Annotated in this window: 22 protein-coding genes; 5 read left to right on the forward strand and 17 right to left on the reverse strand. The window is 38.6% G+C overall.

Going from position 1 to position 24,541, the window contains the following annotated elements; all coding sequences use genetic code 11:
• Positions 1-152 precede the first annotated feature (152 nt).
• Together cyoE and QCD85_RS08820 are read left to right on the forward strand one after the other, a co-directional pair.
• On the forward strand, positions 153-1,064 hold the full coding sequence (cyoE, locus tag QCD85_RS08815) for a heme o synthase (protein WP_373461962.1): 912 nt from the start codon (positions 153-155) through the stop codon (positions 1,062-1,064).
• A gap of 187 nt (positions 1,065-1,251) precedes the next feature.
• Positions 1,252-2,640 carry an N-acetylmuramoyl-L-alanine amidase family protein gene (locus QCD85_RS08820; RefSeq protein WP_301262354.1) on the forward strand — a complete coding sequence of 463 codons (1,389 nt, stop codon included), beginning with the start codon at positions 1,252-1,254 and terminating at the stop codon, positions 2,638-2,640.
• A 103-nt stretch (positions 2,641-2,743) separates the two neighbouring features.
• Here the strand turns inward: QCD85_RS08820 and QCD85_RS08825 are convergent, their stop codons facing one another.
• On the reverse strand, positions 2,744-3,871 hold the full coding sequence (locus QCD85_RS08825) for an NADH:flavin oxidoreductase (RefSeq protein ID WP_301262355.1): 1,128 nt from the start codon (positions 3,869-3,871) through the stop codon (positions 2,744-2,746).
• A gap of 189 nt (positions 3,872-4,060) precedes the next feature.
• Between QCD85_RS08825 and QCD85_RS08830 the strand changes: the two genes are divergently transcribed.
• A complete protein-coding gene (locus QCD85_RS08830) occupies positions 4,061-4,657 on the forward strand; it encodes a TetR/AcrR family transcriptional regulator (protein WP_301262356.1) in 597 nt (198 codons plus the stop codon).
• A 36-nt stretch (positions 4,658-4,693) separates the two neighbouring features.
• Here the strand turns inward: QCD85_RS08830 and QCD85_RS08835 are convergent, their stop codons facing one another.
• The 5 genes from QCD85_RS08835 to QCD85_RS08855 all read right to left on the reverse strand — a co-directional run bounded on the left by QCD85_RS08835 (position 4,694) and on the right by QCD85_RS08855 (position 10,389).
• Positions 4,694-5,356, reverse strand: a complete 663-nt coding sequence (locus tag QCD85_RS08835) for an SGNH/GDSL hydrolase family protein (protein ID WP_273612406.1) — start codon at positions 5,354-5,356, stop codon at positions 4,694-4,696.
• A gap of 109 nt (positions 5,357-5,465) precedes the next feature.
• Entirely contained in the window at positions 5,466-5,615 is a 150-nt protein-coding gene (locus QCD85_RS08840; protein WP_273612407.1) for a hypothetical protein, read from the reverse strand.
• 15 nt (positions 5,616-5,630) lie between these two features.
• Complete coding sequence (locus tag QCD85_RS08845) at positions 5,631-6,848, reverse strand: MFS transporter (RefSeq protein WP_301262357.1); 1,218 nt, start codon at positions 6,846-6,848, stop codon at positions 5,631-5,633.
• 148 nt (positions 6,849-6,996) lie between these two features.
• A complete protein-coding gene (locus tag QCD85_RS08850) occupies positions 6,997-8,007 on the reverse strand; it encodes an ROK family protein (protein ID WP_301262358.1) in 1,011 nt (336 codons plus the stop codon).
• A gap of 375 nt (positions 8,008-8,382) precedes the next feature.
• Complete coding sequence (locus QCD85_RS08855; RefSeq protein WP_274169923.1) at positions 8,383-10,389, reverse strand: TerD family protein; 2,007 nt, start codon at positions 10,387-10,389, stop codon at positions 8,383-8,385.
• A 192-nt stretch (positions 10,390-10,581) separates the two neighbouring features.
• On the opposite strand from QCD85_RS08855, the gene QCD85_RS08860 reads away from it, so the two are divergent.
• Positions 10,582-11,145 (forward strand): GNAT family N-acetyltransferase, encoded by a 564-nt coding sequence (locus QCD85_RS08860; protein ID WP_301262359.1) that lies wholly within the window; start codon positions 10,582-10,584, stop codon positions 11,143-11,145.
• A gap of 111 nt (positions 11,146-11,256) precedes the next feature.
• Here the strand turns inward: QCD85_RS08860 and QCD85_RS08865 are convergent, their stop codons facing one another.
• Positions 11,257-11,760: a ferritin gene (locus QCD85_RS08865; protein WP_273612412.1), complete on the reverse strand. Its 504-nt coding sequence runs from the start codon at positions 11,758-11,760 to the stop codon at positions 11,257-11,259.
• A gap of 88 nt (positions 11,761-11,848) precedes the next feature.
• Between QCD85_RS08865 and QCD85_RS08870 the strand changes: the two genes are divergently transcribed.
• Positions 11,849-11,983 (forward strand): hypothetical protein, encoded by a 135-nt coding sequence (locus QCD85_RS08870; protein ID WP_301262360.1) that lies wholly within the window; start codon positions 11,849-11,851, stop codon positions 11,981-11,983.
• On the opposite strand, the gene QCD85_RS08875 is transcribed toward QCD85_RS08870, so the two are convergent.
• The 10 genes from QCD85_RS08875 to QCD85_RS08920 form a co-directional block, all read right to left on the reverse strand.
• On the reverse strand, positions 11,984-12,337 hold the full coding sequence (locus QCD85_RS08875; protein ID WP_301262361.1) for a hypothetical protein: 354 nt from the start codon (positions 12,335-12,337) through the stop codon (positions 11,984-11,986).
• A gap of 62 nt (positions 12,338-12,399) precedes the next feature.
• Positions 12,400-14,127, reverse strand: coding sequence for a ubiquinone-dependent pyruvate dehydrogenase (gene poxB, locus QCD85_RS08880; RefSeq protein ID WP_301262362.1), 1,728 nt, complete (start codon positions 14,125-14,127; stop codon positions 12,400-12,402).
• A gap of 235 nt (positions 14,128-14,362) precedes the next feature.
• The gene (locus QCD85_RS08885; protein ID WP_273612415.1) at positions 14,363-15,085 is read right to left on the reverse strand and encodes a YebC/PmpR family DNA-binding transcriptional regulator; all 723 of its coding nucleotides are present in this window, start codon (positions 15,083-15,085) and stop codon (positions 14,363-14,365) included.
• Positions 15,086-15,524: 439 nt separating this feature from the next.
• Complete coding sequence (locus QCD85_RS08890; protein ID WP_274169920.1) at positions 15,525-15,869, reverse strand: hypothetical protein; 345 nt, start codon at positions 15,867-15,869, stop codon at positions 15,525-15,527.
• A 176-nt stretch (positions 15,870-16,045) separates the two neighbouring features.
• Positions 16,046-17,602 (reverse strand): ribosomal protection-like ABC-F family protein, encoded by a 1,557-nt coding sequence (gene abc-f, locus QCD85_RS08895; protein ID WP_273612417.1) that lies wholly within the window; start codon positions 17,600-17,602, stop codon positions 16,046-16,048.
• Between the two features lie 193 nt (positions 17,603-17,795).
• Complete coding sequence (gene cysI, locus QCD85_RS08900) at positions 17,796-19,523, reverse strand: assimilatory sulfite reductase (NADPH) hemoprotein subunit (RefSeq protein ID WP_301262363.1); 1,728 nt, start codon at positions 19,521-19,523, stop codon at positions 17,796-17,798.
• A gap of 63 nt (positions 19,524-19,586) precedes the next feature.
• On the reverse strand, positions 19,587-21,428 hold the full coding sequence (locus QCD85_RS08905) for an assimilatory sulfite reductase (NADPH) flavoprotein subunit (protein ID WP_301262493.1): 1,842 nt from the start codon (positions 21,426-21,428) through the stop codon (positions 19,587-19,589).
• 186 nt (positions 21,429-21,614) lie between these two features.
• A complete protein-coding gene (locus QCD85_RS08910; RefSeq protein ID WP_301262364.1) occupies positions 21,615-22,793 on the reverse strand; it encodes an alanyl-tRNA editing protein in 1,179 nt (392 codons plus the stop codon).
• A 194-nt stretch (positions 22,794-22,987) separates the two neighbouring features.
• Positions 22,988-23,428 (reverse strand): GNAT family N-acetyltransferase, encoded by a 441-nt coding sequence (locus tag QCD85_RS08915; RefSeq protein WP_301262365.1) that lies wholly within the window; start codon positions 23,426-23,428, stop codon positions 22,988-22,990.
• A gap of 20 nt (positions 23,429-23,448) precedes the next feature.
• The gene (locus tag QCD85_RS08920; RefSeq protein ID WP_301262366.1) at positions 23,449-24,474 is read right to left on the reverse strand and encodes an acyltransferase family protein; all 1,026 of its coding nucleotides are present in this window, start codon (positions 24,472-24,474) and stop codon (positions 23,449-23,451) included.
• Positions 24,475-24,541 lie beyond the last annotated feature (67 nt).

Raw genomic sequence — 24,541 nt, forward strand, 5'->3', positions numbered from 1 at the left:
AATTCAATTACTAAGTGTTCTAAAATTGTTCACATTTAAATGACATTATTATTAACGAAGTCAAGTTACAGAATTCACCTACTATAAACAGTGATATAATTACTACATTATATAGTATAAAATTTTAATTATATAGAAATGGGTAGATAATAATGATGAATAATAGTGCGCAGTCTAACATTACAGTGGAATACAGTTCAATACCAAAAGCTTTTTTTGATACAATTAAAGTCGGTATTATTAAATCTAATCTGATTGCTGTTATTGCTGGTCTATGTATGGCACTTTATGTATTTAATGAATCCGTCTGGGGACAGATTGTACCGATTATTCTTGCTATGGTAGGTTCGACTTTGATTATTGCTTCCGCAGGAGCATTTAATAACTTGTATGATCGGGATATTGATGCGATTATGGAACGAACCCGAACCCGTCCGACAGTTACCGGTCAAGTGGATACCAAAGTAGGTTTGATTATCGGTTTTACGATGACAATTTTGGGTGCTATTGTATTGTATATGGCTACGCCAATGGCGGCTGTATTCGGTATATTGGGACTTTTTCTTTATGTCGTCCCTTATACTATGTGGACCAAACGTACAACCGTATACAACACTGAAGTAGGTAGTCTTTCAGGAGCAGTTCCTCCACTAATTGGTTGGTGTGCAATTTCACAAGATTTAGGGCATTTCGAAATTTGGGCACTTGTCGTAACAATGTTACTATGGCAGATGCCTCATTTCTACGGTATTGCGATTCGCAGATTTGATGAATACAAAGCAGCAGGTGTGCCTATGCTTCCGATCGTCAAAGGAATCAAACGCACGTATATTCAGACGAATGTGTATATCGTTTTGTTATTGTTCTCAAGCTTTTTATTCTGGACACTCAGTCCATATGTAACACTTGTATCATTCCTAGTAACACTCGCTTGGTTGTACTTGAGCGTATCTACATTTAAAAAGTACGAAAACAAAAAATGGTCACACAAAATGTTTATCTTCTCGATCAATCATATTACAATCATTTTCTTAATGATCATTGCTTACTGTTTGATCGCTTAAGATAGCCAATTGTTATTGATTATGTAAGCTATTATCGATTCTCTCTACTACAGGGAAATCGATAATAGCTTTTTTTATTTTTGCATTAGAGAAACTTTTTTTCCTTACGTGAGTTTAACCTTTTAAGCGGGCAAACCGAATATACATAAGTGAGTACTATTCTAACCGGAAAGAAGATGAGATAACGATGAATCGAAATCAACGAAATGTATGGATAACGATAGCTTTTGCGATGGTCATGAGCTTTTTTATTCTACTCCCTTCAACGACTCAAGCTGCATCTACACAGATTATGCTAGATAACCAAGCTGTCGAAGGCGCAGGCGATGTAATGATCACCAATCAGACTACAATGGTTCCTATTCGAGTGATCTCTGAAAAGTTAGGTTATAAAGTCAAATGGAAACAATCCGATCAGCTTATTACGATTTCTAACGCTGCCGCCACGATCAAGTTAACCGTAGGTCAACCTCATGCAGATGCGACCAGTGGTACTGTTGTATTAGAACAAGCTCCATTTATGAAGTCTAATACGACTTATGTACCTTTGCGCTTTGTCGGGACGCAGATGGGCTTGAAAGTAAAATGGGATAACACATCCAAAACAGTCTATTTGGAAAAAGTAGCTGCTGGCCCTGATACCAATAACGGTTCCACTCCTGATCCGAACAATACAACGATTGAAGGTATTAGTTATAGCGACAATCGCTTAATGATTTCGTCTAGCAATCAGGTAAAGCCAGTAGACTCGGTACTGACTAATCCGAACCGGATCGTTATTGATTTCCCGAATACGGCTTTTGGTAAAGGGTTCTTACAAGGAACTGAATTGAAACAAGGTGAAGTCGGAACAATCCCTGTTACTGGATCAGCAGATGTGAAGCAGATTCGTTACTCTATATTCAGTAGCCAACCTTCTCAAGTGCGTGTTGTGATCGATCTAAATCAAAGTAAAACGTACAAATTGTATCAGCAAAATGATCTAACGTTTGTTGATCTCAATACAACTGCAACAACCAAGCCTGTAGGTTCTAATGGCAAAAAAGTAGTTATTATCGATCCGGGACATGGAGATACGGATTCTGGTGGTATCGGAGCTACGGGAGTACTTGAAAAAAATGTAGTACTTAAAGTAGGTAACAAAGTAGCGGCACTGCTCAAAAAGGAACCTAAAATCGACCTGATTATGACGCGTACAGATGATACATTTATTCCTTTAGACAGTCGGGTCAAAATTGCTGAAGATGCTAATGCCGATGTATTTCTATCGATTCATGGGAATGCGGCTCCTAACAAAGATGCCAGCGGAACAGAAACATTCTATGCAGATACCAAGCGAAGTAAATTGTTATCGGATATTATTCAAAAACATGTGCTTGCAGCTACTGGCTTCAAAGATCGCAACTCCAAGCAAGCCAACTATCTAGTGATTCGCAAAACAACAATGCCAGCAGCACTGCTTGAAATTGGATTTTTGACCAACAAAACAGAAGAAGCCATCATGGTACAAGATGATTTTCAAAATAAAGTAGCTGAAGCGATTGTTGCCGGACTTAAAGAATATTTGAATATCTAATAATCATTGTGCCTGATAATATCCGCAATATAGCAATGAATGATCCGATTCCATACCAAAAGAGCGTTCTTCACTATCTACGAAGAACGCTCTTTGTATGTTGTTAGATCAATGTCGATAATGATTCAGGTGTGAAATTATGCAGTTCTTGAGTACGATTTTCACGTATTTTGATCGCCCAATCAGGGTCACTAATCAGCGCACGTCCTACAGCGACAAGATCGAACTCATTAGCATCTAAACGTTCTAACAAACCGTTGATATCCTTCTGTTCTGAGCCTGTTCCTTCGGTATAAAGCGTTGTAAAATCGCTATCCAATCCTACCGAACCGACAGTAATCGTTGGCTTGCCTGTTAACTTCTTGATCCATCCTGCTAGACTAAGAGGTGATCCTTCAAAAGCAGGCTCCCAGAAACGGCGTGTCGAGCAATCGAAAATATCTACTCCTGCCTGCACTAATACGTCAAGAAATTCTCCTAGCTGTTCAGGTGTATCAAACAATGTAGCTTGATAATCACTCATTTTCCATTGAGATAAACGAATAGCTATCGGATAATCTGGCCCAACTTCTGCGCGGATACGCTGAATGATCTCGACAGCAAATTGAGCACGCTTGATGAAGTTTCCTCCATAACGATCAGTACGTTGATTGGTTTTCTCCCAGAAAAATTGATCGATAAGATAACCATGAGCACCATGAATCTCTACACCGTCAAAACCAATCTTTTGCGCTTGTACCGCTCCATCTACAAAAGCTTGTATCACTTCATCTATATCCTGCTGAGTCATTGGATCAGTTACAAGATTACCATCAAAATCAAGACCCGATGGAGCCAATGATGGTGCTTCTGGATGAGGCAAAGAACCTGCTGGACGAGCAATTCCCATATGACCGAATTGAGGGAATATTTTGCCCCCTGCTTCATGTACCTGACGTACTACTTCCGCCCATCCTTGCAAAGCTTCTTCTCCATAAAAGTTAGGGATATTAGGTTCACTGATCACCGCAGGATGATCGATATTGGTACTTTCTGTGATAATAAGCCCGACTCCCTTTTCAGCACGGCGACGATAATACGTAGCTACATCTTTTCCAGGTACACCATTGATTGAAAACATACGACTCATCGGAGCCATAACGATGCGAGTCGGTAGCGTTAATGTCCCTAGTGTATATGGTTGAAATAAAGCTTCAGTGGAATAAGTTTGTTGTTGCTGTTGATTGTTCAAAATAGCACCTCCTGATTGGTATACATCGATCCTATCAAGCTTTGATATGCTCTACAACCAACAATGTTTCTGTTATTTTGCTTAAGCAACATATCGATGATATTGTTGTTTATCTTTTAAATGCTTGTTGCTACAATAGTGTGCGTTTATAATAAGAAACAACAACTGAACCGAAAGTGGTGTATACCTATGGCAAGCGTTCTTTCTCCCAATCCCAATGACCCCCGGGTTATTCGTACAAGACAGTTGATTTTGGATTCCTTTTTGGAACAACTTCATAATAGTGATTTTGACACAATTACGATTAGTGATATTACCAAGCATGCGACGATTAATCGCGCTACATTTTATGCTCATTTTCCTGATAAATATGCGCTACTTGAAGCGATTTTTTCGGATAGCTTTTTGCAATTCGTTGTTAATAAAGTAGATAATCATATTAATCTAACAGAAGAAATGATTTATGAGCTGGTGATGGCGCTATGTGAATATCATGATTCAAGTATGACTTGTATTAAAAAATACGATTCGGTTTCTGCCATTATGGAGGAAAATATTAAGACCCAACTAGAGAAATTTATACTTAAATTAATTACTCAAGAACATGCTGATGCAGATCCTAATACATTAACAACGGCTGCTACAATGATCAGTTGGGCAATATATGGAGTGGCTTACCAGTGGAAAAAAAATAATCAGCAACAATCTTCATCTGCTCTGGCTGAAAGTGTAGTTCCGATTGTGATGGGCGGACTTCATATATTACATTCAACGCAAAAAGGCTGATATATAATATCAGCCTTTAAGTTATAACGTATTTTTTTATAATGTTTTTATAAATCCAATAATACGATTGGCTAATCGCTCATGCCCTTTTTGATTAGGGTGCAGTCCGTCAGGTATACCGTTTTCTCCTGTAAAATACATATTTTTGTGAACTTCCAGTAGTGGCTGAATCCCTGCTGTATTCCATAGGTCACAACAAGGAAAAGAATAGAGCGAAGCGACTTCTCGTACAGCTTGAACGTAATCGCTATAAACTTTACCTGTTGTTCTGTTCGGTAAATGCTCAGGTACGATATTGCTTGATCCATGAGGTGGAGTCAAAAAGATAATTAAGCGATCAGGATAATATTGAATAAGTCCCTCAGCAATATGTTTTAAAGCCCCATAAAAAGTATGTGTATCGTCCACAGAAGTATTTATATCTCCAAATTCATTTTCTACTGATGAGAAATCATTTCGACCTCCCATAAAAAAGATGATATCTGCGTGTTTATTCATATGTTGATATCGTTCACACATCGGTTCCCATCCGCCACTAGATACACTGCTTCCAGAAATCCCATGATTTTCATAAGAACTCAAACCTAAGCTTTCACTAACTAAAGCAGGATATGCTTGTTCTCCTTCTTTTAATTCATAACCAAATGTAATACTATCTCCTAAAAAAACAGCTGTTTGATTCTGATATAATGCACACATATATGTAGCTCCTTTCTTTTGTATACCGATTACTAATATAGCAAAGGTATTTATAAGAAAGATAGCTTACTAAGCATTTGAAAAAGGATTTCTATAATAAAGTGCTTTGTTATAAAGGAAATAGATAAGCAAATGGATCATCTGGTTTAGAGTTCTTCTTTTCTATATCTGATACTTTATCTGTTGCTGCATAACTAGCACTGAGTAAAATGAAAATACATAATAATATCCATAGAAGTAATCCTGAAATGAGTAACATAATACTCCCTTCTTTCTATTTTGATTGTCTTTTTTGGATGGCTATATTAACAGATTCAGAGCTTAATAGCATCGCTACTATAAAAATTAGCACGACAACAGGAAATAGCTGAATACTCCATTGAGAAGCTAAAATACCAAACAGCGGTGGCAAAAAGGTGGTACCTGTATAAGCGACAGCCATCTGGTAACCGATCAATTTAGCCGAATTGGCTTTGCCAAAGCGATGTGGCGTTTCATGGATTAATCCTGGATATACCGGTGCAAACCCTACACCAATCAGAATCAGTCCGATCATACTAGCGATGTCTGGTAAAGGAAGTAACATAATTACGCCTCCACTAACCGCTATAATCTGACCTGCCAAAATCAAAATACGGTTATTGACTTTGAGCGTGATAAATCCTGTAATCAATCGACCAACTGTAATTCCACCATAATATAAAGACACCCATAGAGCGGCTGTCTCAGCAGTCATGCCTTTTGCACCTACCAGATAACTAGCACCCCATAATCCTACAGTGGATTCTACTCCGCAGTAGAATAGGAATGCGATTAGAGTCATTTTGACGCCTTTGATACGGATTGGATGAACTTTTTTCACATTCGAATCTGTAGACGTATCAGATATGGATGATAATGGATCAGATATATCAGTAGCTTCAGCTTTAGATTGCTGAAGATCGGCTACTTTTTTCCAGAGCGGTAATGTCACCAGTAAAATAAGTACCAATCCCCACTGAATCATAGAAACGGTTGAATAGCCTTCACGCCACGATCCATGTTGAGCAATAAAGTAAGACATAATGATTGGACCTGTCATAGCGCCCACTCCCCAGAAGCAGTGCAACCAGCTCATATGATGAGCTTTGTAATGATTGGCTACATAATGATTAAGTCCAGCATCTACCGCTCCTGCACCAAGCCCTAGCGGAATCGCTAATAGAGCTAACCATAACAATGAAGGGGCAAATGAAAATCCAAGCAAAGCACCAGCAGTTAAGGCACAGCTAAATAATGTAAGCTTACCTGTTCCCCATTTCTGAATAATGGTTCCACTTACTAGGCTGGATACAATTGTACCTGCGGCAATAATCATCGATAACAGACCCGCAGATTCAAGGGAAGCACCAATTTGTGGATGCATGACTGGCCATGCTGAACCAAGCAGTGCATCTGGAATCCCCAGACTGATAAAAGCAAGATAAATAATAATCAAAAACCAAGTAGCCATAACGATAGAATCCCTCCGAATTTACTATTTACATTTAAATAAACCAACTTAATAAAGATTATTTATTAAGTATGCAATAGAGAACATTGCCTGTCAATATGATTATAAACTATTTACAAAAAATACTCCCATTATACAATGAGAGCACTTAAATATTAGGAATATGTGAAAGAAAAGGTTCTAACGCTTTGAGGGTTAACCATTTCATCCCTACTTCAAAATCTTGAAGAAAAGAATCCAGAAAAATTAATTCAGGATATGAAGGCATCAAGCGCTTGACTTGATAAGTTTCCCAATACGGATGCCACTCTTCTTCCTCAATATAACTTTGATACATAATAATCTGTTGTGGTGCTAGAATCGCATTCGTTGTCTGTACCAATTGACACAGCGTTTCGATAAATGTATCTTTGCTCAGATTGCTTTCCCAATCAATATCGATCGGCAAAAATTTGATTTCCCCTGCCATGCCATGTTTTCCTTTGATCAATTGTCCATTCAGATGGATACCCATACCCGGACAATATTTTTCTGGAAAATACATGCCAACTATACATTGCTCTTGTGGAGAATCTTGTTTTACATAATATCCAGTGATTGCGGCATTAATATCATTTTCCAACACAACAGGAATCCCAAAATGAGATTGGATATCTTCACTCATTCGTACACCTTGCAAGTTCGGATGACTACTTACAATAATCTGTCCGTCGATCGCTTGACCGGGAATACCGACACCAATCACTTTAATTGCTGGATAACGATCAAGATAATAAGCGATCATTTCATAAAAGCTAGTACGTTCAAAGATCGGCATATGATATTCTTGTTTCTCCAAAATATCTTCTCGCAAATTGATAACGCTGGCTGAAATAGTATCTTTGCCTTGCTTCACGTTCATATAGATCACTAATGCCATACTGAAATCATAATTATAACGATACGTTAAAGCAGGTCGTCCACCATTAGAAGGAATCATTTTATCTTCAGCAATCTCACCTTGCTCTACCAAATCTCTAATCAGCGAGTTGATCGTTACTACACTCAATTGAGTCAATTCAGCGATTTGCGGTTTGGTGCCTACTTCGATATCTTTCATTACCCGGCGCACATTGCTTAGATTAATTTCTTTGATTAAATGTGTACTTATCTTTTTCATAATAACCTTTCCTGACATATAATAAATAGGGTTTATTTAGTATGTGTGAAATCCTATAGACTTGTCAAGAAAAGCAGTAGTGATCGAGATCAATAGTTATGTGAGCCGTATCTGCAAGTATAATTCAGATCATTATATAAGATCGTTATACTACTATTTTGACACCGAATCCGATAAGCGCAAGCCCGTAAATTTTTGAGAAATAAGCTGAACGTTAGGTTTTTGCATAGAGGTTGAACATGTTGCAGTAACCACACCAGTACGACAAACCAGAGCACTGCAATGGAAGTAAGAATCAATTCTAAATACAGTAATTGCGTATGAATATGATCCTGTTTATTGATAAATTCAGGGATAAATGTAACCTATACGCCATTAACCTGTCGTTAAACCATACATTTTGCAAGCTTCTTCCAATCCACCGACAAAATACGTTTCTGAAGTGGTAAATGCCCATTCTCCATCAATTTTGCGGAATTGACCTAATACTAACGTATCGCACACCGTACTCGGCATATATTCGAAAGTATGATACAAATTCAATTCATTATCTATTGTTAATTCGACTTTTTGCTTGTACGCATCCAGTGAACCTACAATAACAATCTTCTCACAATAAGTCGGCAAGCTGGATAGATCAATATACATCATTTTTTCCCATGCTGTATCATTAATCAATCGTATACACCCACTTGGATGATCGGTCTGATTATAGAAAATAAGATCTTCATCACTTTCACATTGGTCAGATCCATTCACTAGAAAAGCAGAGATATCAATATCGATTTCATCTTCTGCATCTTTTTTGGAAAGTTTGAGCTTAAGCTCATTTTCATCAGAGACACCGATACGTGAGCGTAGGCGATCTTCCACTTTGGCTAACTGCATTTTGTCCCATATTTCTACATCTAACTGTTCTGCTAATTGCAGAGCGGCACGACTAAAGTAGTTGGTGGCTACTACCATATATTTATCACAATTGTACATACGTGCACCTGCATAGACTTCTTGTACCGCTTTGATCGGTACGACATTACTAAAACATTTTAACTGCACAGCTTTGCGTACTCCACCTTTGATAGCGATTAGGTCTACACCATAATCCGGTGCATATGGATCGCTGGTAGGCACTTCTACTTCATAACCCAATTTGGTAAACAAATCCTGCATATGATACTCAAACGTTTTCCCATTTAGAGCGATATCTTCTAAGACTTCAGCTGTAAAATTATACGTATCTGTTAGATCAGGGATTCCATAGTTTGCACCGATTTTTTCCATGCCTGCATTATAACCATTCCCAATCGCATTAAAGCGCCATTCTTGCTTGTAATAATACAATGCTCCTAATTCCAGAGCAGTATTCGATGCACAGGTCTCCATATCGATCTGAAAACGAATCAATTCACGATTATCGTAAGTAAGCACCCGAATATACAATTGTTCAGGCGTGCCATCAGGCATAACTAGCGTAAATAGAATCTTATCTTGCCCTGCTTGTTCTATTGCAGATAGATTAACTGTATATTGCTCCATATCTTCTGTCGGTAGTTCTCGACCATCTACATGCGTCATACCAATCGTTGATTTGTTACCGAAAAAAGCGATATTTTCTGCATCTGCTAATTGATTATTGGTAAGCAACATCGCAGCGCTTAGACATTCCCCTTCTACTGTTTTCCAACCTATGCCTACTTTTAGATTGGTTTGTTCTACTTTAGACTTGGAGCCTTTGATTACATGTTGCGAATCCGCCGTATTTTCAATCTGACTGATTCGTACTCGTCCATGCATCGGTAGATCGGTTTTGTTCACATACTGAGCAAATTTATTCAGCAATTTGCGATACAATACAGATGTGGCTAGACTGGATATTTTGGGAATATGGGTCAGTATAATATTTTTAGGTGGCTTAGTAGCACAGCGTAACGGCGAACCTTTGATCGAGACAAAATTCCAGAACATATGCGGGGCATTCATCGACTGAATCACTCGTGTATAAGGTGTAACTTCTTCGTCTGTGAACCAGATAATATGAGTTAATTCGCTGGTATGAAATAGTTCTGCAAATAAATCTATTTTTTCTCCGCGTAATGCGTCTTTGCCGTAAATCTGTGTTTTCATATATTGGGAAGCCGTATGCTCTGTAAAATCAGGCAATTGATAAAAAGATCCTTCGATCTGTGCCACGACTTGAATCTCACCAAACATAGATAATGGAGAAAGCTTGGTCAATACCGATTGCATATTATTACGTTTCATATATCGTTGTAAGCCGTCGGCTGTATTAATGATAAATATGTACCTCATTTTGGAACCATCGACATCCTGGCGGTTAAGGTAAGACTGATATGATGCTCTATAGTTAGTCGTCGAACTCATGTGAAAACTCCTTTAGTGAAAAAGATAGAAAAAAAGATAGAAACGATATTTAGGTGATCTAATAATCATTTATATTATTCTAACTTTACCTCTTTTTTCCTAAGAAGGAAATGAAATATTTTATGGTGATTAGTACATCGTGCTTTGGGTCTAATATAATGAGGAGAGCGATATCGTGGAAGGAGAAAAAGAATGACATCATTAAAATGGGTTACTACATCAATCTGGGATGAATCATTATGGCAAAAGATTCAACCTATTTATGAAGAAGCATTTCCACATGGAGCCAAGCCTAAGCGAATTTTGCGGATCATGCTTGAACAGAAAAATTCATTTATTCATGCCTTATTTGATCAAGAGCAGGTTATCGCTATGGCTATTACCGGTCTGGTGGGTTCTGCTGCTGCATCTATATTAATTATTGATTATATGGCTGTGCATCAGGACTGGCGGGATCAAGGAATAGGTCTATCTTTTTTGGAGCAAATCAAACAGTGGGCTATCGATGAACATGGTATCGCTGCTATTGTGATCGAGGTAGAAGCAGAGGATACTCCGCTCAATCGAAGTCGATTATTATTTTGGGAAAAGTGCGGGTTTATAGCGACTTCTTATGTACATCAATATATCTGGGTTCCAGAACCTTATCGGGCAATGGTATTGCCGTTACAGACTGATTTTGCTGTAACCGATCAAGGCGAATCGTTGTTTCGTTATATTACTTCTTTCCATGAAAAAGCCTACCGTAAAAGGTAGGCTTTATTGGTTATCTATCAAGTTATAGAATGGGATGACACTACATATTTAGTCAATATTGTTGTTGTACTTTAACGTAGTAGATAGATACGTTCGGCTATTGTTTTACCTTTATAGCGCAGGAGCTGTGAAAGAACGTCCGGCAAACTCTGTATCCATCATATAAAAAGCATTACTATCTTGCTCAATACGACGTAACTTTTGAATCAGATTATCGAATAAAGACTCTTCTTCAACTTGTTCGTCGATAAACCATTTTAAGAAATAGATCGTTGCATGCTCACGCTCATTAAGCGCCAGATCTGCAAGATGATAGAATTTTTCTGTATTTCTTTTCTCATGTGCATATCCATGTTCAAAAACATCAAGCATAGATGTATATTCATTCGTAGGCTCTGGCATAGCTGTCAGTGTAGCACGATAACCACGATCATTTAGAAATTTGTAGATTTTCATTGCATGGAAACGTTCCTCTTCTGCTTGTACAATAAAGAAATTTGCAAATCCATCCAGACTTTCTCCTGAACAGTATGCCGCCATCGCCATATACGTATGTGCAGAGTAAAATTCAAAATTCATTTGTTCATTTAGTGCATGTACTAATTCAGTAGCCATAATCCGAACACCTCAACCTCTATGTAATATGAATTGATTATAACACACAATTGACGCACTAATTTTGAATATCCAGTGACACCAAATTGTGACGAAATTGGGTGTGGTAGAAATTCTTATTATAAGCCCTTATATGATCTACAGCAAAGTAACTAAAAAAACAGGATCATTTGCACCAAAGTATGCAGATGATCCTGTCTGTATGTGTTATGCTTTGCAATAATTACCGATTAGACGATTGAAGCAATCTTGGATTTTCTACTGTATTTGCAGAATACGTCGATGGAGCACTTTCCAAAGTTGGCTCTTCTTTCATCGAAAAAAGGGCTTTTACTTCATTCAGACATAGCTTGAATGAGTTACCGATTTCTTTGGTATTTTGCCCTGCACCTTTAATCGTAGCCATAGCTACTTTCAAATCGGCTGACTTCTGCCCTGCTTGTTCTTTAATACGATCAACATTTTTCTTTACGCCATCGACATCTTTTTTGACATCATCTAATGTCAATTTAATCTGATCTGCTGTGCTTTTGCACTTATCAATACTTTTTTTGATATCTTTAATCGGGTTACCCATAGGAATGCCTCCTTGTGTCTTTCTTAATGTTCTCATACTCTCTATTACCCAAAATGACCAACTTAACGTAAAAGATTACTTTTTGCTAAATCAATAATCTCATCGCCACGTCCATTTAAGATAGCTTTCATGCTCCATACTGTAAATCCTTCTGCTTGTTTGAGAGTGATTTTCGGTGGCATGGATAGTTCTTGACGGTTAATAACCACATCAAGCAATACAGGTCCATCATGAGCGAGCATGCGTTCAATAGCAGAAGGCAAATCAGCCGGATCTTCTACTCGAATTCCCATAATGCCCAGTGCATTAGCTACAGCAGCAAAGTCAGGATTAACCAGCGAAGTCCCTGTTTCAAGGAACCCAGCGGCTTTCATTTCCAGTTCAACGAATCCTAGTGCTCCATTGTTAAATACAACCGTTTTGATCGGCAATTGGTGTTGTTTTAACGTTAATAGATCGCCCATTAGCATTGATAGTCCACCATCACCGGATAAAGAGATCACCTGACGCTCTGGAGCGGTTGCTTGTGCTCCAATCGCTTGTGGAAGAGCATTAGCCATCGTTCCATGATTAAATGAGCCTAGAAGACGACGTTGACCGTTCATTTGCAAATAACGAGCTGCCCATACAGTCGGTGTTCCAACGTCTGCTGTAAAGATCGCATCTGCTGTAGCTGCATCGCTTAACAATTTCATTAAATATTGTGGATGAATCGGAGTATGCCCTGGTTTGCCGACAGCCAGTTCATCTAACCCTTCGCGTACTTTAGTGTAACGATCTACACATTTCTGCAAATGGTTTGAATCATGTTCTGTTGTAAGTAAAGGTAATAGTTGTTCTATCGTATGTTTGACATCTCCACATAATCCGTAGTTCACATTGGTGCGTCTTCCGATATGGGAAGGATCGATATCTACTTGCAAAATAATCGCTTTTTCAGGGTAAAATTGACGATACGGGAAATCAGTACCTAGCATGAGCAGTACATCACAGTCCATCATCGTATGATAACCGGATGAATACCCGATCAATCCCGATAGACCTGCAAAATAAGGATTATTGTACTCTAAATGTTCTTTTCCTCTAAGTGCTGTGACCATTGGAGATTGAAGACGCTCTGCTAATTGCATCACTTCTGCATGTGCTCCTTTGCAACCTGCACCACATAAAAGGCTGATTTTTTTACCTTCGTTTAAGTAAGTAGCCAGCTTTTGCAATTCATCGACTGAAGGATGAACGACTGGACGAGTAACATGAGCCGGAATGTCGGATACCGGGTGTTTTCCCGATTCTAGAGCAGCAATATCTCCTGGTAAAATAATAACAGATACTGTCGATTGAGCAATCGCTGTCTGAATTGCCATATTGATCGTACGTGGCATTTGCTTCTCTGTCATAATCGTTTCGCAAAAAGAACTACATTCTTGAAAGATCTGTTCAGGATGAGTCGCTTGAAAATAGCTACTTCCAATCTCATCACTTGGAATATGAGCAGCAATCGCTAATACAGGCACACGATTACGATAACAATCATACAGTCCATTAATCAAATGCAGATTTCCCGGTCCACTACTTCCTGCACATACAGCAATACTGCCTTCTAATTCTGCTTCTGCACCTGCGGCAAATGCAGCCACTTCTTCATGACGAACATGTATCCATTCTATTTTGCCAGATCGACGTACAGAGTCCATAACTGCATTCAGTGAATCCCCTACAATTCCGTAAATGCGTTTAACACCTGAGTTAATTAATGTTTCTACAACGGAATCTGCAATATTTTTTTTCATACACAGTCACCTTCTCTTTTCCTATAGTCTATGTTTTATTTGTTCTTTCGACATAATTCATTCTTTACCCGCAGATAAGGTATTCTCAAACAATATGTAAATATATACAAAAACCCTCTACCAGATAAATAGGTAGAGGGCTCTTATCAATAAAGAATATATGCTACGATATCCGATAATTACAGATCAAAATATTACATATCCTTTTGTCATCCAAATGGATAGTTATCCAATCTTAATCTTCGAACTCTACGTTGTGATAGACCTGTTGTACATCTTCCAAATCTTCAAGTGCATCAATCAATTTCTCAAATTGTGCATATGTCGCTTCATCAGGAAGAGTCAGGTAGTTTTGTGGTAACATCGTCAATTCAGCAACCGTAAATTCAGTTACACCTGCTTCTTTGAACGCTTCTTGTACCGCATGGAATTGATCAGGTTCTGCATAAACGATTACCGCTTCATCTTCTTCAAGAATATCGCGTGCGTCTACATCAGCTTCCATCAGAATTTCCAATACTTCATCAGCCGTTTTGCCAGTGATTCCGATAACAGCTGTAGAATCGAACATGTAAGCTACAGAACCAGCTACACCCATATTACCGCCATTTTTGTTAAAAGCAGAACGAACTTCTGGTGCAGTACGGTTTACGTTATTGGTTAACGCATCTACGATAATCATCGAACCGTTTGGACCAAAGCCTTCATAACGAAGTTCAGCATATTGCTCATCTCCGCTACCTTTTGCTTTTTCAAGTGCACGATCAATAATTGCTTTAGGTACGTTATATGTTTTTGCGCGTTCTACAACGACTTTCAAAGCACGGTTAGATTCCGGATCTGGATCGCCTTTTTTCGCAGCTACATAAATTTCAACTCCAAATTTAGCGTATACACGACTTGTGTTAGCATCTTTTGAAGCTTTTTTTTCTTTAATATTATTCCATTTACGGCCCATAGTTATCCCGCTCTCTTTCTAATATTAAATCTATATAATCAGTCAGTGTCTAATTATACTCGTAAAAAGATGCGTGAACAAGTTCATTCCTGCTGTTTTTGTTCATTTTGGTTCATAATAACGTATACGATGAAGTAATCGCTTGATGATAATAGTACTCTTTGCACATATCTATTTGTTTTACAGAAGGAATGTTTTATCAGGTTAACTTGATAAATGTGATAATCGACATGGGTTATTCTATTCTTCTGGATCATATACAAATGCAAACTAGATCGCACACAAAACGCAAAAAAGCACTACGATATAGATAGTGATATCTATACTGTAGCGCCTGCTTAGATGACATGTATTTACGTTGCTTTTATAATCATATGAATAGAATCGCTTATGACTATGCAAAACGATATTTATGTACCTACTTAAAATCAAGCATCATTTACAACGATCCACCTGTTTTGAACTTGCGGATATTGACGATAATATTATAGATGGTGCCTACAATATACACAGCAAGTAATACATAAGCGATCAGATTGGCTCCAGAAGACTTAACATAGATCAGTAGATAAAGAGCAACAAAAAGAAATTCAGTATTGATAAATACAAACAACAGCTTTTTAGCGATTTCTTCCGGTGTGAAAGCAAGAATAGCATTATTTTCGACCACAGTCTCACTTTGCGTACGCTTTTTACTCAAGCTCATCCAGCGTAATCCGGTGATGATAATTCCTACAGCAATCAAACCAATCACTATCAATAAAGCAATCTCCAGCTTGTTCATTTGATTCTCCTTTGAAGTAAATAAAAAGTAGGTGATCTTCTTTTTTTCCAAATAATGATAGACTTCGTTTTACATTATACAATAACTTTTATATCAATATATACATTTAAAAATAATCAACAAAAAAAGAGTGCTTGAGAGCACTCTTTTGCAATCTATACGTACAGTTACTGATCTTAAAATACTTTTGTTGTCCAATCTTCACAGTTCCAAGTCTCTGTCACAATATCACGATAAAATTCAGGTTCGTGAGAGATCATCAAGATACTACCTTTGTATGCTTGAAGTGCGCGTTTTAGTTCGTCTTTGGCATCGACATCCAAATGGTTCGTCGGCTCATCGAGTACCAGAATATTGGTTTCACGATTAATTAATTTACATAGACGTACTTTTGCTTTTTCGCCACCGCTGAGAACAGCGATTTTACTTTCGATATGTTTGGTCGTTAGACCACATTTCGCCAGTGCAGCACGAACTTCAAATTGGGAATATGAAGGGAACTCTTTCCATATTTCTTCGATACAAGAATTGTAGTTATCGCCTTTCATTTCTTGTTCAAAGTAACCGATTTGCTGATGTTCTCCACGTTGTACTGTACCCGAAATAGCTTGAATTTCGCCCAAAATACTACGTAGCAAGGTCGTTTTACCGATACCATTCGCACCAACTAACGCGATTTTTTGACCGCGTTCCATTTTGAGATCAAGCGGTCTGGACAATGGCTCATCATAACCAATAATCAAATTGTTCGTTTCAAAAATCAATTTACCTGCGGTACGACCGACTTTGAAGTTGAATTGTGGCTTCGGACGTTCCTGCGCAAGTTCGATCACATCCATTTTATCCAGCTTCTTCTGACGGGACATCGCCATATTACGAGTCGCTACACTCGCTTTGTTACGTGCAACAAAATCTTTCAATTGTGAAATCTCTTGCTGTTGACGTTTGAAAGCTGATTCTAACTGTTGCTTTTTCATTTCGTAGACTTCTTGGAAATAATCATAGTCGCCAACATAACGGCTTAATTCTTGATTTTCCATATGATAAATAATATTGATTACACTGTTCAAGAATGGAATATCATGCGAGATTAGAATAAACGCATTTTCATAATCAATCAAATAGCGCTTCAACCATTCAATATGCACTTCATCCAGATAGTTGGTCGGCTCATCTAGCAAAAGAATATCCGGTTTTTCAAGTAGCAATTTGGCAAGTAACACTTTGGTACGTTGACCACCACTCAGATCGTTTACGTCTTTGTCCAGACCGATATCGGTTAATCCCAGACCACGCGCTGTCTCATCGACTTTGGCATCGATCAAGTAAAAATCTTGGTTGGTTAATGTATCTTGAATCGTACCTACTTGCTCTAGCAATTCTTCTAATTCTTCAGGAGTCACATCTCCCATTTTGCCGTACATATCATTCATTTCTTGCTCCATATCAAGCAAGTACTGGAAAGCTCCTTTTAATACATCACGAATACTCATGCCTTTATCCAGCACAGCATGTTGATCCAAATAACCAACACGTACACGCTTCGACCATTCTACTTTACCTTCGTCTGGTTGTAATTTACCTGTAACGATATTCATAAAAGTAGACTTACCTTCACCATTCGCTCCGATTAAGCCAATATGTTCGCCTTTTAACAGACGGAACGATACATCTTTAAAAATAGCACGATCACCAAATCCGTGACTTAACTTCTCTACATTCAATATACTCATGGTTGATATAACACCTTTTCTGTTAGACTTTTTTCCTCGTTTTATTATAGGGGGAAATCGCTAACAACTCAACGGAATAATCTCATGATGGACGAATAATGAATAAGAATATACAAAAAAATCCTTTACAGCATCAACGGCACTGTAAAGGATTTTTGAACAATCATATCAATCTACTCTTCTATACTAAGCATTAAGCATGAAATTGCATACCATCTAATACTTCTGCTACATACCCTGCACGAATCACAAAATCACCGAAATGTTCGCCTGCGATCCGTTCTTTGGCATATTGATTGACCATCGGACGTAGTGAATTTAGAATCTCTTCTTCGCCAATATTTTCTTTGTATAGCTTGTTCAGGCGATGCCCTGTAAAGCTACCACCTAGATACATATTGTATTTACCTGGAGCTTTACCGATAAATGAAATCTCAGCCAGTGCCGGACGTGCACAACCATTCGGGCAACCGGTCATCCGAATCACGATATCTTCATCGCGCAGACCTGCTTCTTCTAAGATTGGTTCGATTTTGTCGATCAATTCAGGTAAATAACGCTCAGCTTCTGCCATCGCCATTCCACATGTTGGTAATGATACACAAGCCATCGAATTACGACGAAGCGCTGAATAATGAGCACCTGCGGTTAATTGATAACGCTCAATCAGTTCTTCAATCTTTTTCTTTTTGCGACTGCTTACATTACCGATAATTAGATTTTGATTGGCTGTTAGACGGAAGTCACCATCGTGAATTTTGGCAATTTCACGCAAGCCTGTCATCAACTGATAATCACCATCATCCATAATACGTCCATTTTGGATAAATAAAGTTAAGTGGGATCTACCATTGTTCCCTTTCACCCAACCATAACGATCTCCATTATGGTCAAAATGGAATGGACGCGCACCCTGTAACTGCCAGCCTAGACGTTCGTGCAATTCATCCACGAACCACTGTAGTCCGCGATCATCTATAGTGTATTTGAAGCGAGCATGCTTACGTACAGCACGATCACCATAATCACGTTGAATGGTAACTGTTTTCTCAGCAACATCAATCATTTGCTCTGGTGTACAGAAGCCGATTACTTTAGACACTTGCGGATAGGTTTTGTCATCTCCGTGTGTCATTCCCATACCGCCACCAACCGAAACGTTAAATCCGAGCAGGACATCATTTTCGACCACAGCGATAAACCCTAAATCTTGTGAAAATACATCGACATCATTAGAAGGCGGAACTGCAATCCCAATCTTGAACTTACGCGGCAAATAGACTGCGCCGTAGATCGGTTCTGGATCTACTTCATTGCTGTCGATAATCTTTTCTTCATCTAACCAGATTTCGTGGTAGGCTCTTGTTTTGGGATCTAAATGTTCACTCACTTTGCAAGCCCATTCATACACTTGAGCATGAACATCTGATTGATATGGATTCGGATTGCACATTACATTACGGTTCACGTCACCACAAGCCGCAAGTGTGCTTAGTAGCGATTCATTCACTTCACGAATCGTATTTTTGAGATTCCATTTCAGCACTCCATGCAATTGGAATGATTGACGGGTCGTTAAGCGAATCGTATCGTTGCCGTATTTATGAGAAATGCTGTCCATCATCAGCCATTGTGCAGGAGTGACTACACCACCAGAAGCACGCACACGTAGCATAAATTGATACGCAGGTTCTAACTTTTGCTTATTACGTTCGGTACGCAGATCACGATCATCTTGCATATAGCTACCATGATGCTTCATCAGACGGTTATCGTCTTCTGGAATTGAACCGGTAATTGGATCTTTCAATGTTTCTTCTAAGCTACCTCGTAAATAATTACTATTGCGTTTAATATCCTCAACATCGCTATGTGCTCGATCATGCGGAGGATATGGTTTTTCTTTTTCTAGATTCCCCATCTAACTGTCTCCTCTCGATATCTACAGAATGATTGACGTTCAACCGTTTGGAACCTTGAACGTTTAATACACATCCCGTTGATAACGTTTTTCCTGTTGCATACATGTTAAATATTCAGTCGCTTCTTCAGGGCTTAATTGACCTTCTTGAGCGATAATTTTTTCTAGGGTCAAATGGACGTCGTTCGCCATCTGTTTCTCGTCACCACACACATAGATAGCTGCTCCTTCTTGAAGCCACTCGAACAACTCTTTACTACGTTCTAACATACGGTGTTGTACATATACTTTCTCTGACGTATCGCGTGAAAAAGCAACATCCATTCGTGTTAATACACCATCTTTAAGCCAGCGTTGCCATTCGGTCTGATACAAGAAATCGGTCGCAAAATGCTGATCTCCATAGAACAACCATGATTTACCGGAAGCTCCTGTTTCTTCACGCTCACCGACAAATGCTCTAAAAGGAGCGACTCCTGTACCCGGCCCAATCATAATAATCGGTGTATCTGGATTCTCTGGCAGACGGAAATTATCGTTATGTTGAATATAGACCGGCAATGTATCACCAGCTTCCAGACGTTCTGCTAAATGTATAGAACATACTCCATACCGTTCACGACCCCGCGCTTCATAGCGTACAGCACGTACAGTCACATGAACTTCTTCTGGAAAAGCTTGCGGGCTACTTGCAATTGAATACAATCGTGCAGGAATTTTGCGTAATACCGATGTGAAATCTTGTGCAGATACACCTGCAAATGAATGATCTTGTATCAGATCAAGCAGATCGATGCCATTGATATAAGTACGTAGTTCTTGTTCACGACCAGATGCTACTAATGCTTTCAATTCATCACTTGTAGACAACGCTGCTAATTGCTGCACAATCGGCTTCGTAACGGTTGTAATCTCATAATGATGAAGCAAAGCTTCGTGTAGAGAAGCTTGATCTCCATGCTTGCTGATCGTAACTACTTCATCGCTATTCCAGTTCATCGCAGAGATAATGTCACTTACCAGTTGCGGATGGTTCTGCGGATACACACCCAGACTATCACCAGGTTGGTATTCTAAGTTAGAACTTTCTAATGAAAGTTCTATATGACGGGTCTCCCGACTGGAACCACGTCCGTTAAGATTTAAATTTTCGAGCACTTCTGCTTGAAAAGGATTGGTACGTGTATATTCAGACTCTAATGTTGCACTAGCAGTCGCCGAAGAATTTACAACTACAGCAGGGCTAGACGTCTCCGTAGATTGCGTCAAAGCTGTCAGTACATCGTTCATCCATGCTGTCGCCGGTTCTTCAAAATCTACATCGCAATCTACGCGTGGTACAAGACGTTCTGCACCCAGTTCTTCTAAGCGTTTATCGAAATCTTTTCCGGTCTGGCAAAAGAATTCGTAAGATGTATCGCCCAATCCAAGCACTGCAAAGCGTGCATGATCTAATTGAGGCGCTCTTTTACTATGCACAAATTCAAAAAAAGGAATCGCATTATCCGGCGGATCTCCTTCTCCTTGTGTACTTACCACGATCAGCAGATTTTCTACTTTTTTCAACTGATTAGTCTTAAAATCACCCATCGATGAAAGTGTAATCTGAAAATCTTGCTCTTCTAATTTTTTCGCCATTTTTTTGGCTAAGCCATTACTATTTCCGGTCTGTGATCCAAAAAGGATTGTAACGTCTTTGGAAAGGGTTACGGTTGCTTGTCCATTGCTTGTTTCTACTGGCGCAGCAACAGCGTTTGCTGTTGTCGGACCTGCCGCTGATTCAGGCAATGCTGCAATATATCCACTAAGCCAAATACGTTGTGTTGTATTAAGTGTAGGCAGAAGACGATTAAGCAGATCGACCTGCTCTTGATTAAAAGGACTATTCATCACTTGAAGTTCCAACAATATCCACCCCATCTGTAGCATCCTGCGATACTAATTCCTAGTATTGTGATCAGAATTAATTTACTCCTTTGAACTTATCATAGTGCGATGTAACGGTCAATTCACTACCAATCAGAATGCCTTATAGTACTTATCAGTTCTGCTGATAAACGTATAGCAATAATTCTTCACTATACATCTAAATTAACGAACAAGATGAAGTTGTTGCTGTGCAAATTCATAAAATGCGTTAAGATCGGCTTCCGAAGTAAAGGTAGCTTGCGCTGAAAGATCACTTCCTCCGCCTTTTCCATGAAAAGTAGCTAGATATTCTTTGAAAAAAGCACCGCATTTTAAATGAGGATGACCGTTTTGAGCTAAAAAGACTTTGTATTCGCTTAATGTTGCGAACAGCACTGTCACTTCTTGCTCGGCGATCAGCGTAGCGGCGATCCGTTGTAAGTCTGATAATGTTTTATGTTCAAATATATGTGTTATCTGTTGATTTTGCATCTGAGATAATAATTGATTGGATTCATAAGTATCGTTAGCTTTACGCAATTGTTCTAATTCAGCTTTCAGTTGTTGTTGGTCTTCTTCCCATTTGCCAAAGCGTTCTAAAATATCTTTGCGACCTGTATTGAATTTGGTAGCAAGCGTATTCAAAATATGCAGACTGTCGTTATAATCAGCAAGTGCACGAGCACCACATTTGAAATAGATACGGATACTGCCTTTTTGCTTTTCAGCTTTGAACAATTTGATAAGTCCAATCTGTCCGGTACGTGATACATGCGTTCCTCCGCAAGTATTGTATTCGACGTCTTCTATTTCGACGATGCGGATATCCTCAGTCACTTTCGGCATTTTCACTACAGGTAATTGAGCTAATTGCTCTGCATTGACAAAATAACTGCTGACAGCTAGATTATCGTAAATTCGCTGATTGACTGCTTGTTCAAGTGTAGCTAATTCAGTGTCATTCATCGATTTACGATCAATATCGATCGTGACCATATCTTGCCCTAAATGAAAACTGAGTGTAGGTGCATCGAACAATTGTAATGCTGTAGCCGACAATAAATGTTGTCCGGTATGGTGCTGCATATGATCCAATCGACGTTCCCAGTTCAATTCACATTGTGCTTCATTATCATTTGGTAATTGGGATACTTGATGCCAGATATACTCATCTTCTTTGACAACATCTAACACATCGATCTCATTGATCGTCCCTGTATCACAAGGCTGTCCTCCACCATGCGGATAAAAAGCAGTCTCTTCTAGCCGAACAAAGTACTGATTATTTTGTTCACGACGTTCTACAATCGTTGTTGTCCATTCTCGCAAAAATGAATCGTTATAATATAAAATAACTGACATAATCATTTCCTTTCTTTATCCAATGTATACGTTCTAATTCACACTTTATTATCATATCTTCCTTATACATCAGTCGTCTAGTGAACATGCTTCTGTAATCTGCTTTCAAGCCTAACAAAAAAACGTTAATAAAATACCTGCAACAGAACATTCTACTGCTCTGAATACCGATACTTCACTAACGTTTTATTGATTTACTGGATATGTTTGATCATTTTACTATGCTTGATACCCACTTCTGTAAAAGGTTCTCCAATTGATGAATAATGAAGCTTCTTATAAAAAGGAATAGCATTCTCACGTGCATGTAAAATGATCGTACGATATCCTTTTGCTATAGCGATCTGTTCTGCTAATTCGACTAGCTTTTTGCCAACTTGCTTACCTCGAACAGCTTCACTTACAGCGACTTGCTTCATCTGGATGACTTGCTGATCGATTGGACGCAATAAAAGAACACCTATAGTATCTTGCTCCAGAGTCGCACAGATATGAATATCATTGCCTTCTTCTTGCCAGGGATCATCCCATATACTGAGTCCCAAAGGTTGCCGTAATACTTCGTCACGCAATGCCAGACATGCACGATATTGATCTGTATTCCATTGTATCTGCTGCACGATTATATTTTCCATAGTTCCTCCTGAGGACTGGTTTACCCTGTTTGGCTTTTACTGCGATTAGAACGACTTGGATGATGCTTTAATAATAACTTCATTTTAGGTTCAACTAACCATTTGAATAGAAAACGAATACTGCTAAATGATAACAACATCGTTAATATGATCCCGAAAGGAATTAACAATAACTTTTCGGTCGTCGTTGTAAAATGAGTATAAAAATCACTTGCTGTCAGAACCAACACAATAAATCCATGGAGCAGATATGTATACAGTGTGTTAGTTCCCATTGTTGATATCCAGGGAAGTTGGCGCTCAGGAATTAAGATCATTATCATTCCTCCAATCAACACAGCAGCACCATATACAGCGATCCGATATATACCTGCGCTCCATTCGTCATGTCCTAACGATTCATATGAAAAGCTTCCAAAAAACCATTCTTTCTTGTACTTATATCCATACGAAGAGATCATCACATACGTAAGAATCAATCCAATACTTGAATAGATGCGCATACGGGTTGTACGTAATCGATCAATCCATGATTTATCTAAATAATAACCGATGAGAAAAAATGGAAAAAAGACAAGCGTCCGTGACACACTAGCGTAATATTGCGCGTCATTAGCATATCCTGCTAGTATCGCTATCCCAATTACGATCGGCAAAGCATAACGAATACGAATGATATAAGGCATTGCTACTTTCCACAAAATCATACTAAAAAAGAACCACATCAACCAGTACGGAGTAAAATAAGAAAATTTCAACTCTGCTCGATCATAGATCCAGAAATCAAATAAGGAATATAACGATTCAAATAGCAAATAAGGCACAATTAATCGACTGATCACTTTGTTCAAATAATCACCACTACCAATATTTTTAGCAAAATAACCGGATATCAGTACGAATAGTGGGATATGAAAAGTATAAATCATCAAATAAATCGGTCGTAGTAGCGGATCTTCATTTAACGGCTCGATCAAATGACCGATTACTACTAGCGTAATCAGAAGAAATTTTAAATTATCAAAATAATAATCTCTCGTGTTCATCTCTTTCGCTCCTTTGCCAGAAAACACACTATTGTTCAACATCTGAACAGCAGTCACTTCTGGTTCT

The sequence above is a fragment of the Paenibacillus sp. PsM32 genome (assembly GCF_030433815.1).
Classification (GTDB): Bacteria; Bacillota; Bacilli; order Paenibacillales; family Paenibacillaceae; genus Saccharibacillus; species Saccharibacillus kyungheensis.